Source organism: Roseateles sp. (assembly GCF_019237615.1).
Lineage (GTDB): Bacteria > Pseudomonadota > Gammaproteobacteria > Burkholderiales > Burkholderiaceae_C > Pelomonas.
The window spans coordinates 1-14,463 of sequence record NZ_JAFAGT010000056.1 but is presented as its reverse complement, the minus strand read 5'-3'; the positions used below and the strand labels follow the sequence as shown (position 1 = coordinate 14,463).

13 protein-coding genes and 2 tRNA genes are annotated in these 14,463 nt (G+C 67.2%); 8 read left to right on the top strand and 7 right to left on the bottom strand.

All coding sequences use genetic code 11. From position 1 onward, the window contains the following. Positions 1-518: 518 nt before the first annotated feature. Both JOY88_RS10325 and JOY88_RS10320 read left to right on the top strand, forming a co-directional pair. The gene (locus tag JOY88_RS10325; RefSeq protein ID WP_293502189.1) at positions 519-644 is read left to right on the top strand and encodes a DUF4357 domain-containing protein; all 126 of its coding nucleotides are present in this window, start codon (positions 519-521) and stop codon (positions 642-644) included. 220 nt (positions 645-864) lie between these two features. Beyond that, a complete protein-coding gene (locus JOY88_RS10320) occupies positions 865-2,373 on the top strand; it encodes a Fic family protein (protein ID WP_293502188.1) in 1,509 nt (502 codons plus the stop codon). 507 nt (positions 2,374-2,880) lie between these two features. Here the strand turns inward: JOY88_RS10320 and JOY88_RS10315 are convergent. The 3 genes from JOY88_RS10315 to JOY88_RS10305 all read right to left on the bottom strand — a co-directional run bounded on the left by JOY88_RS10315 (position 2,881) and on the right by JOY88_RS10305 (position 4,399). After that, entirely contained in the window at positions 2,881-3,246 is a 366-nt protein-coding gene (locus tag JOY88_RS10315) for a transposase (RefSeq protein WP_293502187.1), read from the bottom strand. Between the two features lie 211 nt (positions 3,247-3,457). Then, positions 3,458-3,547 (bottom strand) — tRNA-Ser (locus JOY88_RS10310). A 27-nt stretch (positions 3,548-3,574) separates the two neighbouring features. Then, on the bottom strand, positions 3,575-4,399 hold the full coding sequence (locus tag JOY88_RS10305) for a symmetrical bis(5'-nucleosyl)-tetraphosphatase (protein ID WP_293502186.1): 825 nt from the start codon (positions 4,397-4,399) through the stop codon (positions 3,575-3,577). Between the two features lie 130 nt (positions 4,400-4,529). On the opposite strand from JOY88_RS10305, the gene JOY88_RS10300 reads away from it, so the two are divergent. The 4 genes from JOY88_RS10300 (at position 4,530) to JOY88_RS10285 (ending at position 8,710) form a co-directional block, all read left to right on the top strand. After that, on the top strand, positions 4,530-5,834 hold the full coding sequence (locus JOY88_RS10300; RefSeq protein WP_293502185.1) for a hemolysin family protein: 1,305 nt from the start codon (positions 4,530-4,532) through the stop codon (positions 5,832-5,834). Then, positions 5,831-6,565 (top strand): SapC family protein, encoded by a 735-nt coding sequence (locus JOY88_RS10295; RefSeq protein ID WP_293502184.1) that lies wholly within the window; start codon positions 5,831-5,833, stop codon positions 6,563-6,565. The genes JOY88_RS10300 and JOY88_RS10295 overlap by 4 nt, the downstream gene beginning before the upstream one ends. A gap of 116 nt (positions 6,566-6,681) precedes the next feature. Beyond that, positions 6,682-7,911 carry a bifunctional 4-carboxymuconolactone decarboxylase/3-oxoadipate enol-lactonase PcaCD gene (pcaCD, locus tag JOY88_RS10290; protein ID WP_293502183.1) on the top strand — a complete coding sequence of 410 codons (1,230 nt, stop codon included), beginning with the start codon at positions 6,682-6,684 and terminating at the stop codon, positions 7,909-7,911. A 112-nt stretch (positions 7,912-8,023) separates the two neighbouring features. Continuing rightward, positions 8,024-8,710, top strand: a complete 687-nt coding sequence (locus JOY88_RS10285) for an N-acyl amino acid synthase FeeM domain-containing protein (RefSeq protein ID WP_293502182.1) — start codon at positions 8,024-8,026, stop codon at positions 8,708-8,710. Positions 8,711-8,725: 15 nt separating this feature from the next. Here JOY88_RS10285 and JOY88_RS10280 read toward each other — a convergent pair whose 3' ends face one another. Further along, positions 8,726-9,181 (bottom strand): hypothetical protein, encoded by a 456-nt coding sequence (locus JOY88_RS10280; RefSeq protein ID WP_293502180.1) that lies wholly within the window; start codon positions 9,179-9,181, stop codon positions 8,726-8,728. Between the two features lie 299 nt (positions 9,182-9,480). Between JOY88_RS10280 and JOY88_RS10275 the strand changes: the two genes are divergently transcribed. Together JOY88_RS10275 and JOY88_RS10270 are read left to right on the top strand one after the other, a co-directional pair. After that, positions 9,481-9,672 (top strand): CsbD family protein, encoded by a 192-nt coding sequence (locus tag JOY88_RS10275; protein ID WP_293502178.1) that lies wholly within the window; start codon positions 9,481-9,483, stop codon positions 9,670-9,672. A gap of 64 nt (positions 9,673-9,736) precedes the next feature. After that, positions 9,737-10,372, top strand: a complete 636-nt coding sequence (locus JOY88_RS10270; protein ID WP_524539208.1) for a YiaD family glycine zipper/OmpA-like lipoprotein — start codon at positions 9,737-9,739, stop codon at positions 10,370-10,372. A gap of 911 nt (positions 10,373-11,283) precedes the next feature. Here JOY88_RS10270 and JOY88_RS10265 read toward each other — a convergent pair. The 3 genes from JOY88_RS10265 to pepN all read right to left on the bottom strand — a co-directional run. Then, positions 11,284-11,359, bottom strand: a tRNA-Thr gene (locus JOY88_RS10265). Between the two features lie 49 nt (positions 11,360-11,408). Next, on the bottom strand, positions 11,409-12,425 hold the full coding sequence (locus JOY88_RS10260; protein ID WP_293502174.1) for a class 1 fructose-bisphosphatase: 1,017 nt from the start codon (positions 12,423-12,425) through the stop codon (positions 11,409-11,411). Between the two features lie 84 nt (positions 12,426-12,509). Next, a partial coding sequence (gene pepN, locus JOY88_RS10255) for an aminopeptidase N (RefSeq protein ID WP_293502172.1) occupies positions 12,510-14,463 on the bottom strand: 1,954 nt, incomplete at its 5' end.

The following is a 14,463-nucleotide window of genomic DNA, read 5'->3' as shown; positions in this document are numbered from 1 at the left end:
CGTGGGCGCCATTGGACGCCTCAGGAGGCTCGCCGGCTCAAGCCTAAGCCGACTCGCACGCCGACGCGCCGACGCCGCCAGCCGTTACAGCGAGAGCGCCGTTCGCGGGCTCGATGGAGAAAACGGATTTTGCAGGGCCGACTACCTGGCTGGAATTGCCAGACATGCCAAGCAAGCCGGTTCCAATTGGGCTGCGGGTAATTCGCAGCGGGCATCTTGTGAGCGGCATATATGTTGGCACTTCGAGCCCGACCGAAGTGCGGAGGCAGCTTGGCGCTCCTGAGGAAAGCGGCGCCAATTGGATTTCCTACCGAGGCCTCGCGGAAATCTGCAGCGACAAGTTCACTTTCAAGTTTGCCAACGGCGAGCTGAGCGAGGTGGAGTGGCAATGGTGCACGGACTGAATCGGAGCCGGAGGCGTAGTCGGCCAAGAGCCGCCATCGGCTCGTGCGCGTCGTGCAGGTGTTCGGTGTCGCCCAGGCCTACCACGGCTACCTCCGCTCCCCCGGGCCCCCAGCATGGCCGCCGTGGCGCTGCTGGGCCGCACGGCCAACGGCTGGCTGAAGTGGAAAACCGAGGGCGGGCAGACGCTGGATGCGGTGAAGCGGCAGGCGATTGAAGCAGAGTCCCCGAAGGCGTCCTGACTCGGGCGCCGGGCAGGTCTTGGGCGCCACTTCTGGCAAAAATGAACGATCGCCATGGTCAACTGGCAAAAAAGATCTGCCGCTGAGGATTTTCTGGCCGCTGCTGGCGGTGCGGCATGGCCTGCGCTGGCTGGTTTGAAGAAAAAGTTTATCGGAAAGTAGATTCTGGCAATAATTCTTGCGAGCTGAGTTTTTTTCAGCGCGTGAGGCCTCCACTGACATGAACGACATTGGCTACGCCTGGATTCAGGATGCCGTGGGCGCACCCGACTTCCTGGGGCCGCAACGGGCTCGCCTGGCTTCTGTGACGCGCATCGAGCGGCAGCCGGACGGCAGCCTGCTGGTGCCGCACAAGCTGGCGCCTGAACCCAACCTGGGGCAGCAGGCGCTGTTTGCCCTGAAGCACGAAGGGGTGAACCTGGCGCTGCTATTGAGCGCTGTGCAACGCATGCCGCCGCAGGAACTGGCGGCTTTGGTGCAGGCGGCGCCCAACAGCCTTTACGGGCGCAAGCTGGGGCATTTGTGGGAGCGGTGGCATCGGCGACGGCTGCCGGGCCTGGACGGCTTCAGCGTGGCCTCGGCCTATGCCCCGTTGTTCGACCCCGAGCAGTATTTCGTGGGCCCGGTCCAGCGCGACGCCCGCTGGCGCATCGAGTTCAACGGCCTGGGTGAACTGGACTTCTGCCCGGTGGTGCGCAAGACCCCGGCGCTGATGGCCCGGGTGCAGAAGGATGTGCTGGGCCAGGCCCAGGCATTTGCCGCCGAGGTGGGGCCGGCACTGCTGGAACGCGCCATGACCTGGGCCTACCTCAGCGAAACCGAGGGTTCATTTGCCATCGAGGGTGAGGCGCCGACGCACGACAAGGCCACCCTGTTCGCAGCCCTGCTACGACGCGCTCATGAGCAGCGCCCGCTGACGGAAGACCTTCTCGTGGAGTTGCAGAACGCGGCCATCTCCAACCCGTTCGACAAGGCTGCGCAGTTCCGCACCGAACAGAACCGCTTGCAGAAGGACGTTCCTGGAGCCGCCGGCGTTACCTACGTGCCGCCGGCTCCAGAGCTGGCTGTGGAGTTGATGGAATGCCTGATGCGCCTGGCCAACCAGCGCCCACCGACGCTGGATGCGCTGGTGCACGCGGCGGTGGTGTCGTTTGCTTTTGTGTTCATCCACCCATTCATGGATGGCAACGGGCGCTTGTCGCGCTTCCTGATTCACCACTGCCTGGGGCAGTCGGGCCTTCTGCCGCCGCAGTTCCTACTGCCCATTTCGGTGGCCATGAAGAAGCACGAGGCCGACTACCTGAAGGCCCTGACCGCGTTCAGCAAGCCGGCGCGCGGGCTGTGCCAGGTGACGTGGGCGGGAGACGAGCATTACGCCTATGAGTGGGCAGCTGATGCGGATGTCTGGTTCCGTTGCATGGACCTGACCGAGGCAGCCGCCTTTACGCTGGACATGGCCGAGGCGTCGCTGGACACGCACATGCGCCAGGAGGTGGCATTCCTCGGCATCTTTGACCGGGTGAAACGCCACATCGATGCCCGGCACGACCTCCGCGGCAGCGACCTTGCGACGCTGATCGTGACCATCTTCCAGAACGGCGGCACGCTGTCGATCAACCGACGCAAGCGCTACGCTGACCGCGTGCAGCCTGAGGTGATGGACGCCATTGAGGCCGCCGTGCAACGTGCCATGAACGGCCAGACACTGAATGACGAAGCGCCGGATTGAGGCTGCCGTGTAGCCTACGCCGCAAATAACACCAAACAGGGTGTTTGAGTGCCGCCCCTTCACCGAGAGGTCCATTTCGAGGCCGAGATCTGCGCTTACCAGGGCCACCCTGCTAGGTAAGCGTGCGGCGAAATCAGGTTGACAGGCTCTGACGGCAGCGATCCGGTCAATCCGTTGTCAACGGCCGTCGAGACCACGAACGGCCGCGGGGAGACGCAACTAAGCGTTGGGGCCAGGTTCGGCTGAGAGCGCTGAATGCCAACAGACCCGCTCAATGCTTCGAATCCAACTTGCTGGACAGAGAAGTTGAATCGCCTTCATAGGAGATGTCCTTGATGCGCCACTGTGCTTGTTCGAGCTTCAACAAGAAGGTGAGCATGTGTGTCCCCGAGCCCTGGCGAACACGAGCTGATTTCACCATCAGCTAAGAACTACGTTTTTCGGGGGCAAGGTCAGTCTCGGTGCAAGCGCGCATGTCCAACGCGAGCCACACGGCGTCGATGCGGATCAACGCAGCAGCTCGCGCATCCAGGCTGCGCACGCATCGGCAGCACCTGCCGGCCAGGTCACCGCAACGACGGTCGAGCCGCGGCGGACTTCGATGCGGATGGGCTCAGCGCTCGGCGCAGGCGGCACGGATGGCGCCGGCATCGGCAACGAGATGAAGCCCACGGGCTTCTCGCTGACGGTCACTGCATCGACTTGAGGCTGAGCTCTCTCATGGACCCAGCGCCGCAGCAGGTTGGCGTTGATGCCGTGAGCCATGGCCACAGCCGCCATCGAGACTCCCGGCTGCTGCGATGCTTGCACTGCCTGGACCTTGAACTCGGCGCTGTGAACTCGCCTCCGGCGGCCTGGGGCTGCTTGGTCCATAGTGCGTACGTACCCATCAAGTCGTTGATGGACACGAGCATCCTAAACACGGGTCAGCGGATCAACATGACTTGCCTGGACGCTTACCCTGTTAGCGCATTTTTGCGAAAAAGCAAAATGTGGCGGACCGTCGGTTAAGCCAAAAGCTGTCATTTAAGGACACCTTATGGTTAACGGAACACTACAGGTGGATCAACGACTTACTTGAGATTGGCGGAAGCGGTGAGATTCGAACTCACGGAAGGCTCACACCTTCGGCGGTTTTCAAGACCGCTGGATTAAACCACTCTCCCACGCTTCCGGAGCCCCGCATTCTACGGGTGCGGGCTCAGGTGCCCGGCCTCTGCGACTGCGCGCACTCGACCTGGATGATCTCGCGCTGCACGCCGTCCACGCGCGCCGCCGTCAGCCGCCCGCCCCAGACGCAGCCGGTGTCCAGGCCCAGCAGGGTGGGGCGGTCAAGCAGGCCCAGCGTGGACCAGTGGCCGAAGGCGATGGGCGTGTCCGCGCTCCGCCGGCCGGGCACCTCGAACCAGGGCAGGAAGCCCGGCGGCGCGCCTCCGGCGCCGTCCTTGGTCTTGAAGTCCATCGCGCCGTCGGCGCTGCAAAAGCGCAGCCGCGTGAGCACGTTGACGGTGAAGCGCAGGCGCGCCGTGCCGGCGAGCGCCGGGTCCCAGCGGGCGGGTTCGTTGCCGTACATCTCGCGCAGGAAGCCGGCCAGGTCCGGCCCGCGCAGCACGGCCTCCACCTCGGAGGCCAGCGCCAGCGTCTCGTCACGGCTCCATTGCGGCACGACGCCGGCATGCACCATCAGCCAGCCCGCCTCGAAGACGGCCATGCGCTGCCGGCGCAGCCAGTCCAGCAGTGCCCCGCGGTCGGGCGCGGAGAGGATGTCGTCCAGTGTGTCGCCGCGGTGGGCGTGACGCACGTCATGGGCGGCGGCCAACAGGTGCAGGTCATGGTTGCCGAGCAGGCAGGTGGCGGCCTCGCCCAGCCGCATGAGCCGGCGCAGGGTGGACAGCGAGCGGGGCCCGCGGTTGACGAGATCGCCCAGTAGCCAGATCCGGTCGCGCGACGGGGAGAAATCCAGGCGTTGCAGCAGCCGCTCCAGGGCGTCGCAGCAGCCCTGGACGTCGCCGATCAGGTAGTTCATGGTGCGATTGTCCCCGCCCTGGCCCCTGAGCGAGGGATCGCACGATGGGCCGGGGGCCGGCCTTCTGATAGTCTCCCGGCCTTCGTTTTTGACCGCGCGCAGATCCGGCTTCCCTGGATTGGCGCCTTCGATGGACACCGCTCTCGTTCTCTTCCTGATCCTTCTCAACGGCTTGTTCGCGATGTCGGAGATGGCGTTGACCGCCAGCCGCAAGGCGCGGCTGCAGGTGATGGTGGAGAGCGGCGAGGGTGGCGCGCAGGCCGCGATGGATCTGCACGACAACCCGACCAAGTTCCTGTCGACGGTGCAGATCGGCATCACCGGCATCGGCGTGCTCAACGGCATCGTCGGCGATGCGGCCTTCTCGGGCCCGCTGTCAGCGTGGCTGAGCGCGACGTTTGCGCTGAACCCCAACGCCACGCAGATCGCGGCCACCGCGATGGTGGTGGTCATCATCACGCTGCTGACCATCGTCTTCGGCGAGCTGGTGCCCAAGCGCATCGGCCAGATCTATCCGGAGACGGTGGCGCGCCTGGTGGCGCCGACGATGACGTTCATTTCCATCATCGCCCGCCCGCTGGTGCGCACGCTGAGCATTTCGACGGAGGCCACGCTGCGCCTGCTGGGCCTGCGCAACAAGGGCGCGCGCGGCGTGACGGAAGAGGAGATCGCGGCCAGCCTGGAAGAGGGGCTGGACGCCGGCGTCATCGAGGAGCACGAGCACCAGATGGTGCGCAACGTGTTCAGGCTGGATGAGCGCCAGATCGGCTCCATGATGATTCCGCGCGCCGAGATCGCCTGGCTGGACGCCGACGCGACGCCGGCCGAGGTGCTGGCCGTGCTGCGCGAGCATGGCTTCAGCCGCTACCCGGTGTGCCGCGGCGGCCTGAACGATGTGCTGGGCGTGGCCAGCGCGCCGGCGCTGCTGGCGGGCATGCTGGAAGGGCGCCCGCTGGACCTGACGGCCGGCCTGGAGCCGCCGCTGTTCGTGCCCGAGACGCTGTCGGGCATGGAGCTGCTGGAACATTTCCGCGTCTCGGACGCGCCGCTGGTCTTCGTCGTCGATGAGTACGGCGAGGTACAGGGCGTGATTGCCGTGCGCGACGTACTGGAAGCCATCGCCGGGGAGTTCAACGCTCCCAGTGATGGCGATGCCTGGGCGGTGCAGCGTGAGGACGGGAGCTGGCTGATCGACGGCCTGATCCCCGTGCCCGAGCTGAAGGACCGCCTGGAGCTGAAGGAACTGCCCGAAGAGGACCGTGGGCGCTACAACACCCTGGCCGGCATGATCATGCTGCTGCTGGGGCGCTTGCCGCGCACGACCGATGTGGTGGAGTGGGACGCGTGGAGATTCGAGGTCGTGGACCTCGACGGCAAGCGTGTGGACAAAGTGCTGGTCAGTCGCCTGGCCGAACCTGGAGAGAAAGAAACATGAGCAACCCCCCGATGTACGGCGAACTGCTGCCGCTGGACCGTGAAGTCCACAAGAACCTGAAGCTGGACACCGAGCAGCCCGTCGTCGGCCGCGTCGCCGACCAGAACTCGGTCTTCCTGGCCGCCGTCGAGTTCGCCGACGCCTGCAAGGAATACCCCATCGTCTTCGTGCGCGCCGGCAACGTCGCGGCGGAGGCCAAGCCCGCCGTCGCGCCGCTGGCCGTGCTGGGCCTGCGCGCCGGCTCCAACCTGTTCGTCGACGGCGACCGGTGGACGGGCAACTACGCGCCCGCCTATGTGCGCCGCTACCCCTTCGTGATGGCCCGCCTGGACGACAGCTCCAACAACCTGGCCGTCTGCTACGACAGCAAGTGGCCGGCCTTCAACGAGACCACCGGCGAGGCGCTGTTCAAGGATGGCGAGCCGACCGAGTTCCTGCTGAACGCCAAGTCCTTCCTGGAGAACTTCGAGCAGGAGGCCGAGCGCACCCGTCTGATCTGCAACCTGCTGGTCGAGATGGAGCTGCTGCAGGACATGCGCTTCGAGGCCACGCTGCCCAACGGCGAAAAGTTCGACGTCGAGGGCTTCCTGGCCCTGGATGAGAAGAAGTATGCCGAGCTGCCCGACGCCAAGGTGCTGGAACTGCATCGCAACGGCCTCATCGCGCTGATCGAGATGCATCGCCTGTCGATGACCAACATGAACCGTCTGGTGGCCAAGTACGCCGTCTGACGCGGGGCGCTGCGCCCCTCTCCAAGGCCACGCGATGCGTGGCCTTTTCTCTTGAAGGGCGCCGGTATGCTCGCCCGATGACTGCAACCCCCGGGCCCATGCGCAGGGAGGCTCAGATGCCCGTGCTGACCGACGACGATCGTCGCGACGACTTCGACCACGGCCTCGCGCGCCGCCGCGAGGTGCTGGGCGACGTCTGGGTGCGCCGCGCGACGCTGGACGCCACCGCCTTCAACGCCGACTTCCAGGACCTCGTCACCCGTCATGCCTGGGACGCCGTCTGGAACCGCCCCGGCCTTCCGACCACGACACGCCGCCTGCTCGTCCTCGCCTTCACGATGGCCCAGGGCCGTTGGGAGGAGTTCGACCTGCATTGCCGAGCGGCGCTGGCCGCGGGCCTGCCGCCCGAGACCCTGCGCGAGGTGCTGATCCAGGGCAGCATCTATGCCGGCATGCCGGCCGCCGACACGGCCTTCAAGCGCGCCGCGGCGCTGCTGGCCGAGCTTGGCATCAAGCCCGAGCCGGCGCCGCTGATGCCGGCCGCGCGCCCGCGCCACCATACGACCTTCAGCCGCCCCCAGCTCGCCGTGACGCTGCAGGGCGAGGGCGACAAGGTGCCGGTGCTGCTGGCCCACCCGCCGGGCCTGAACGAAGCCGTCTGGCAGGGCCTGGCCGCCCGCCTGGCGGCCCTTGGCCACCCGACGCTGCGCTACGACCTGCGCGGCCACGGGCGCTCGCCCAATACCCGCGGCGACTGGGGCCTGGCCGAGCTGGCCGAGGACGCCGCCCGCCTCGTTGCCGAATGGGGCTGCGGGCCCGTCGTCATGATCGGCCTGTCCCTCGGCGGCCTGGTGGCCCAGCATCTCGCGGCCACGCGGCCCGGGCTGCTGCGTGGCCTGGTGCTGGCGCACTGCGATTCGCACTACCCCGAGGTGGTGCGCGCCGGCCTCGATGGCCGCATCGATGCGGCGCGCAGCCAAGGCATGGCGGCCGTCGCCGAGACCGCGCTGGCGCGCTACCTGAGCCCGGCCCTGCGCGCGACCCGTCCCGACGTCGAAATCCTGCTGCGCGACATCCTGCTGGCCCAGGACCCGGCCGCCTATGCGCTGGCCTGCGCCGCCGTCCGCGACGCCGACCTGCGCGACGCTCTGACCCGCTGGGCGGGGCCGACCCTGGTCATCGGCGGTGCGCTGGATGGCGAAGTGCCGCCCGAGCGGGTGGCCGGGCTGGCGGCCGTCATCCCCGGCGCGCGGCTGTGCCTGCTGGACGGGGCCTCTCAGCTCGGTCCGGTCGAGCAGCCGGCGGCCTTTGACGGCGCTGTTGTCACCTTTTTAGGTGACATATAAACCCGAAAATTGGCAAAAATTCAGTTGTATCGGTCTGTGAGCCCCAACGAATTGTCTCGTTTCATTCCCTAGACTCCGCGGCTTGGTGCGTTGGGCGCCAAGGACGTAGTCGATGATCCCGATCTTTGAAGAAAGCCGCCGTACGCCGCTGAACCCCCATGGCGGACCGCCGCTTGAACTGGACAGCGACTTCGGCGCCCTGGACGGTGATGCCTACGATCTGGTCGAGCGCCGCTACGGGGATCGCGGCCTGGCCGTCACGCGGGAGCGCTTCAACAGCCGCAACGAGGACGGCGACATCGTCTGCACGGCGCGCAACGGCGACCGCATAGTCGGCACCATGTCGGTGCGTTTCGATGGCATCGGCGGCCTGCACACAGACCTGCTGTTCGAGGCCGAGCTGGCCGAATGGCGGGCGGCAGGCGTCAAGCTCTGCGAATTCGGTCGCCTGGCCGTGGACCGCGACGCGCCGGATTCCCGGGCCCTGCTGGCCCAGATCTTCCATCTGGGCTATCTCCATGCCCATCGCCGCGCGCGCTGCCAGCGGCTGGTCATCGAGGTGAATCCGCGCCACGTGGCCTTCTATCGCCGCTGGCTGGGACTGTTGCCGTACACGACGGCTCGCCACAACCCGCGCGTGGATGCGCCGGCCGTCCTGATGAGCATCGATTTCGAGACCATCCGCCAGCAGATCGCCTTGTGGGCCGGCCGCGCCGACATGCTGTCCTCGGCGCGCTGCCTGTATCCGTTGTTCTGGGACGAGGCGACCGAGGCCTCCATGCTCGCCAGGCTGCCCTGAGAGGCAGGGCGGGAATCAGCAGCGGTCGTTCGCGACCTTCTGCGTGAACAGGTTGGCCGGCGCCGTCCGGCCGGGTGCATGGCGGGCCATGCGGTCGGCCACATAGGGCGCTGTGGCGAACTCCTTCTGCAGGCGCCGCAACAGGTCCTCCCGGTTGGGCCGCGGCGCGCCGCAGGACATGCGCGACGCGATGGCGCGGTCCAGTGCACCTTCCAGGCCGTTGCACTGCACCGAGAACGAGGTGTGATGCGGCTGGCCCAGACGGTCGGTCCAGGTCGCGACGACGCGCAGCACCGGCCCGATTGTGCGCAGCACCCATTCGAAGCGGATGCCGGCCGTGCGCGTGCGGCTGCGCTTCATCAGTCGGCCCATGCGGCTGCCGCCGGGGCGGCGCGGGTGGTCCGGGTGCAAATCGTCGAGGCGAGGTTTGGCGGTCGCCGCGAGGGCGCCGTCCATGGTTTCGGTCGTCATGGCGTGACTCCAGAAATGCCGCGAACGCGGCGCGGCCATGCCGGAAATTGCTTGCCCAAGGTGGTCTCCTGGTGAAGGATGTGGGCTAAGCTTGGTCGCCGCGGGCGGCGCCGGGCAGCGGACGAGACCCGGCGCGGTCGTAGGAGGAGCGGCAGTGGGGGGCCGCCGCTCTGTCGCGGCGCGTAGGACAGGGCCCACCGCCCGACCCGGCCCAGGATGGCGAGGCGAAGTCTGGCCCGCCGTTAGGCTGACGCAGCTCCCGGCATCTCGCCAGGAGGGCACCGCAAAGGAGCGAAGCCATGGACAGCGATCAGATCAAGGGCAGTGCGAAGGACATGGTCGGCAAGGCGCAGCGCAAACTGGGCGTGGCCATGGGCAGTACCCGACCGCAGCTCAAGGGCGTGGCGACCCAGGTCGAAGGCAAGATCCAGAGGGCCGTCGGCGATGTCCGCAAGGCCATCAAGGATGCCCGCGGTGGCCGCAAGGCCTGAGCCCCCAATATCCCCCGTGAAGAGGTTTTCCATGCGTGTTGTATCCAATCCCTCCCATCCCGCCCTGCGCCGCACGGCCGTGGCGGCTCTCGTCGGTGCTGCCCTGCTGGCCGCCGGCTGCTCTTCCATGAGCGAGCGCGAGCAAGGCACGGCCAAGGGCGCTGGCGCCGGCGCGGTCGCTGGCGCCATCCTTGGCTCCGTGACCGGCGGCAGCGCCGGGCGGGGTGCCGTCATCGGTGGCGCGGTCGGCGCGGTGGCCGGCAACCTGTGGTCCAAGCACATGGAGGACAAGCGCAAGGCGCTGGCCCAGGCCAGCCAGGGCACGGGCGTTGAGGTGGTGCGTACGGAGGACAACCGTCTCAAGCTCAACGTGCCTAGCGACGTGTCCTTTGACACCGGCCGCGCGGACATCAAGCCGCAGATGCGCCCGGTGCTGGATGAGGTCGGTCGCAACCTGGACCCGACCGTGCGCGTGACCGTCGTCGGCCATACCGACAGCACCGGCAGCGACGCCATCAACGACCCGTTGTCGCGCGAACGGGCAGCTGCCGTGCGCGACTATCTGGCCTCGCGCGGCGTGGCCGCGTCACGGGTCAGCATCACCGGCCGCGGCTCGCATGAGCCGGTGGCCAGCAACGACACCGAGGCCGGCCGTGCGGCCAACCGCCGCGTCGAGATCTTCCTGGCCGAACAGGGTTAGCGCGGCGCCGAGTTGGCCGAAGGGCACAAGGGGGCGACGCCGGAGGGCGTCGACCCTTTGACTTGTTTGGTGCCGGCACCCGACCGCCCGTGCTGCGTGCAGTCTGAAACAGCAAGAAGAGCCTTAGCTGTTGACCTTGCCGCCCGACATGCGGGCAAGGCCAGCACGCAATGCAGGGCCGGGTCGGCCAGCGCGGCCTGCGGTGCCATCCGATAGCGCGGCGAGAGCGTGGGCCCCTTGGCGCTGGCGGTGGGTGCGCTCAAGCGGGCGCCTCCCTGGCGGCCACCGTCAATCGACTGGCCAGGGGCTCGACACCGAGTGCCGTAGACACGCCATGCTTGAGCGGTAGCGCACGCCGTGCAGGATGAACTCCAGCAGGTTGGGCCTGACCGACGACCTTTCGCCGGGATCGGGCGCCACCGCTATCGACGCGAGCGGTTGCTTTCCGTCGATGCGTGCGCAGAGAAGTCCTGGGTCAGACTCGAAGGAATCGAAAGTCCCCAAGCGTCAAAGCCGGCGATTGCTGCTCAGGGAAGGCGCGAGTACATACCCAGAACGATGTTCCGGCTACGTTGCGCACCACAGATAAATCATGGCCAACCGGCACTGGGCAGTTGGTCCCGTAGAGGGACTCGGCACTCCCAGCCAGCGATGGGGTCGCTGCATGTGTGCTTGACGCTCTGGTCAAGCCGGCGGAGGGTGAAGTGGTCAGCTACCGCTGGCTTCACTACGGGGCGGTGGCCCCACACGTCGATTTCGGCCGACGCCCGGTCTGTGATCTAGAACTCTCAGTGTCTCACGGCAGTGCCGAATGCGACCTAACAGTCACCGTAAGACTGTGCCATCTGTGCCACCGACAAACAAAAAGCCGCGCATGGCGGCTTTGTAAGCTGTTGATCTACATGGAATTTTGGTGCCGGCAAGAGGAGTCGAACCCCCGACCTTCGCATTACGAATGCGCTGCTCTACCAACTGAGCTATGCCGGCCTATGGCTGATTCAGTAGTGCTGTATCGCCAAGCCCGCCATTATAGCGGTTATTTTTGCTTCTCGGCGAGATGGTAGGCGGTGAACCGTTCCACCTCGTTGCGGGAGCCCAGCGCGACGGCGACGCGCTCGTGCAGCTTGCCCGGCTTCAGGTCCATGATGCGCTCGGCGCCATTGGTTGCCGCGCCGCCGGCCTGCTCGATCAGGAAGGACATCGGATTGGCTTCGTAGAGCAGGCGCAGCTTGCCGGGCTTGTCGGGCTCTCGCTGGTCCCAGGGGTACATGAAGACGCCGCCCCGCGTGAGGATGCGATGCACGTCGGCCACCATGCTGGCGACCCAGCGCATGTTGAAGTCCTTGGCGCGCGGGCCCGTGCTGCCGGCCAGGCATTCGTCGATGTAGCGGCGCACCGGCGGCGCCCAGTGGCGCATGTTGGACATGTTGATCGCGAATTCCTTCGTGTCCTCGGGAATGCGCACCTGGTCCTGCGTCAGCACCCAGGAGCCGGTCTCGCGGTCCAGCGTGAACATCGCGACACCGTCGCCCACCGTCAGCACCAGCATGCTCTGCGGGCCGTAGACGCAATAGCCGGCAGCCGCCTGCTGCTTGCCCGGCTGCAGGAAGTCCTCCTCCGAAACGCCGCGCGCATGGCCCACCTTGCGCAGCACGCTGAAGATGGTGCCGATGGACACGTTGACGTCGATGTTGGACGAGCCGTCCAGCGGGTCGAACAGCAGCAGGTACTCGCCCTGCGGATAGCGGTTGGGGACGACGTAGATGCCGTCCATCTCCTCGCTGGCCATGGCCGCGAGGTGGCCGCCCCACTCGTTGGCCTCGATCAGCACCTCGTTGGCGATGATGTCCAGCTTCTTCTGCACCTCGCCCTGCACGTTCTCGCTGCCGGCGCTGCCGAGTACGTCGCCCAAGGCGCCCTTGTTGACGGCGATGGCGATGCGCTTGCAGGCGCGCGCGACGACCTCGATCAGCAGGCGCAGCTCCTGCGGGATGTGGCCGTGCTCGCGCTGCTGCTCGACGAGGTACTGGGTCAGGCTGGTCTGGCGGGTCATGCCGAAACTCCTGCCGTGCCGTCCCAAGGGAGCGAAGCGCCGCCTCGGGGCGCAGCGAACGAAGTGGGCGAGGGGGTCAACATGTCATTCTCCCGAGGCGAGTGCGCGCTCGACGATCTCGCGCACGTCGCCCGACAGGTCGGGCTTGGCGGCGACGCGGGCCACGGCTTCGCGGGCCGCCGCGCGGTAGGGCTCGGCCAGTTGCGCCCAGCGGTCCATCGCGCGGGCGATGCGGCTGGCCAGCTGCGGGTTGATGGCGTCGATGGCCAGCACCTGGTCGGCCCAGAACACATAGCCAGCCGCATCCGCGCGGTGGAAGGCGGCCGGGTTGAACATGCACAGGGACGCCAGCAGGCTGCGCGCGCGGTTGGGGTTCTTCAGCGTGAAGTCGGCATGCTTGGTCAGCGCCTTCACGCGGGCGAACACCCGGCCTTCGGCTTCGGGCGCGCGGGCCTGGAGCTGGAACCATTTGTCGATGACCAGCGCGTCGTCCTTGAACAGCGCGTGGAAGCGCTCCAGCGCAGGGGCGGCCAGCGCGGCGTTCGCGTTCACGAGCGCGACCAGTGCACCCATGCGGTCGGTCATGTTGGATGCGTCCTTGAAGCGCTGGTAGGCCTTGCCGGGCCAGACCGTGTCGCCGCTGGACTGCGCATCCAGCACCAGCATGGACAGCGCCAGGTTGGCGAGCGCCCGCTTGCCGGAGGAGACCGGGTCGGGCGTGTAGCCACCCTGCACCTGGTGGGCCTCGAAGGCGGCGGCCCAGTCGTCGCGCAGCGCGCTGGCGAGCTGGGTTTGCGCGGCCATCACGGCGGCGTGGATGGCCTGCGGGTCGACGACGTCCAGCTGCTCGGCGATGTAGCTCTCGCCCGGCAGTGTCAGCGCCAGCTCCTTGAAGGCCGGGTCCAGCTCGGGGTGGTTGAGCACGCCGCGCATCGCCTCGATGAAGGCGGTGCTCAGCACCAGCGGCTGGCCGTCGCGCAGTGCGTGCAGGATGCGGTTCAGCGCCAGGCGCTGGCCGGCCTCCCAGCGGTTGAAGGGGTCGCTGTCGTGGCGCATCAGCACCAGCAGGCCGGCATCGGACAGGCCGTCGTTCAGCACCACGGGCGCCGAGAAGCCGCGCAGCAGAGAGGGCACGGGCTCGCTGTCGATGTTCTCGAAGACGAAGCTTTGCTCGGCCTGGTCCAGCACCAGCACCTGCTCCGTGTCGCCGTTGGCGTTCAGCGGCAATGCGACGCCATGGCGGTCCAGCAGGCCCATGACAACGGGGATGACCTGCGGCTGCTTGTCACCCTGGCCCGGCGTCGCGGGCGTCTGCTGCGTGAAGCGCAGCGTGAAGGTGCGGGCGGCGGCGTCATGCTCGCCGCGGGCGGTCACGCGGGGCGTGCCGGCCTGCGAGTACCAGCGCTTGAAGGCGTCCAGTCGCGTGGACAGCTGCGAGCCCGGGTTGGCGTCGGCGATGGCGGCGGCGAAGTCGTCGCAGGTCACGGCCTGGCCGTCGTGGCGCTCGAAGTAGAGCTGCATGCCCTTGGCGAACCCATCGCGCCCGACCAGCGTCTGCATCATGCGAACGACTTCCGCGCCTTTCTCGTAGATCGTGACGGTGTAGAAGTTGTTGATCTCGATGTAGCTGTCGGGCCGCACGGGGTGGGCCATGGGGCCCGCGTCCTCGGGGAACTGGGCGGTGCGCAGCACGCGCACGTCCTCGATGCGCTTGACGGCGCGGGCGCTGGCCTCGCCGGCCAGATCCTGGCTGAACTCCTGGTCGCGGAAGACGGTGAGGCCTTCCTTCAGGCTGAGCTGGAACCAGTCGCGGCAGGTGACGCGGTTGCCGGTCCAGTTGTGGAAGTACTCGTGGCCCACCACGCTTTCGATATTGGCGTAGTCCACGTCGGTGGCGGTGGACTGGCTCGCCAGCACGTACTTGGTGTTGAAGATGTTCAGGCCCTTGTTCTCCATCGCGCCCATGTTGAAGTCGCTGGTGGCGACGATCATGAAGCGCTCCAGGTCGAGCGAGAGGCCGAAGCGCGCCTCGTCCCAG

What these genes read in the sequence shown, in the direction of transcription:
- JOY88_RS10325 (WP_293502189.1), top strand. Translation starts at nt 519, where the DNA reads ATGGCCGCCGTGGCGCTGCTGGGCCGCACGGCCAACGGCTGGCTGAAG.
- JOY88_RS10315 (WP_293502187.1), bottom strand. Translation starts at nt 3,246, where the DNA reads ATGGACCAAGCAGCCCCAGGCCGCCGGAGGCGAGTTCACAGCGCCGAG.
- JOY88_RS10300 (WP_293502185.1), top strand. Translation starts at nt 4,530, where the DNA reads ATGGACACCGCTCTCGTTCTCTTCCTGATCCTTCTCAACGGCTTGTTC.
- JOY88_RS10305 (WP_293502186.1), bottom strand. Translation starts at nt 4,399, where the DNA reads ATGAACTACCTGATCGGCGACGTCCAGGGCTGCTGCGACGCCCTGGAG.
- JOY88_RS10275 (WP_293502178.1), top strand. Translation starts at nt 9,481, where the DNA reads ATGGACAGCGATCAGATCAAGGGCAGTGCGAAGGACATGGTCGGCAAG.
- JOY88_RS10295 (WP_293502184.1), top strand. Translation starts at nt 5,831, where the DNA reads ATGAGCAACCCCCCGATGTACGGCGAACTGCTGCCGCTGGACCGTGAA.
- JOY88_RS10280 (WP_293502180.1), bottom strand. Translation starts at nt 9,181, where the DNA reads ATGACGACCGAAACCATGGACGGCGCCCTCGCGGCGACCGCCAAACCT.
- JOY88_RS10260 (WP_293502174.1), bottom strand. Translation starts at nt 12,425, where the DNA reads ATGACCCGCCAGACCAGCCTGACCCAGTACCTCGTCGAGCAGCAGCGC.
- pcaCD (WP_293502183.1), top strand. Translation starts at nt 6,682, where the DNA reads ATGCCCGTGCTGACCGACGACGATCGTCGCGACGACTTCGACCACGGC.
- JOY88_RS10320 (WP_293502188.1), top strand. Translation starts at nt 865, where the DNA reads ATGAACGACATTGGCTACGCCTGGATTCAGGATGCCGTGGGCGCACCC.
- JOY88_RS10285 (WP_293502182.1), top strand. Translation starts at nt 8,024, where the DNA reads ATGATCCCGATCTTTGAAGAAAGCCGCCGTACGCCGCTGAACCCCCAT.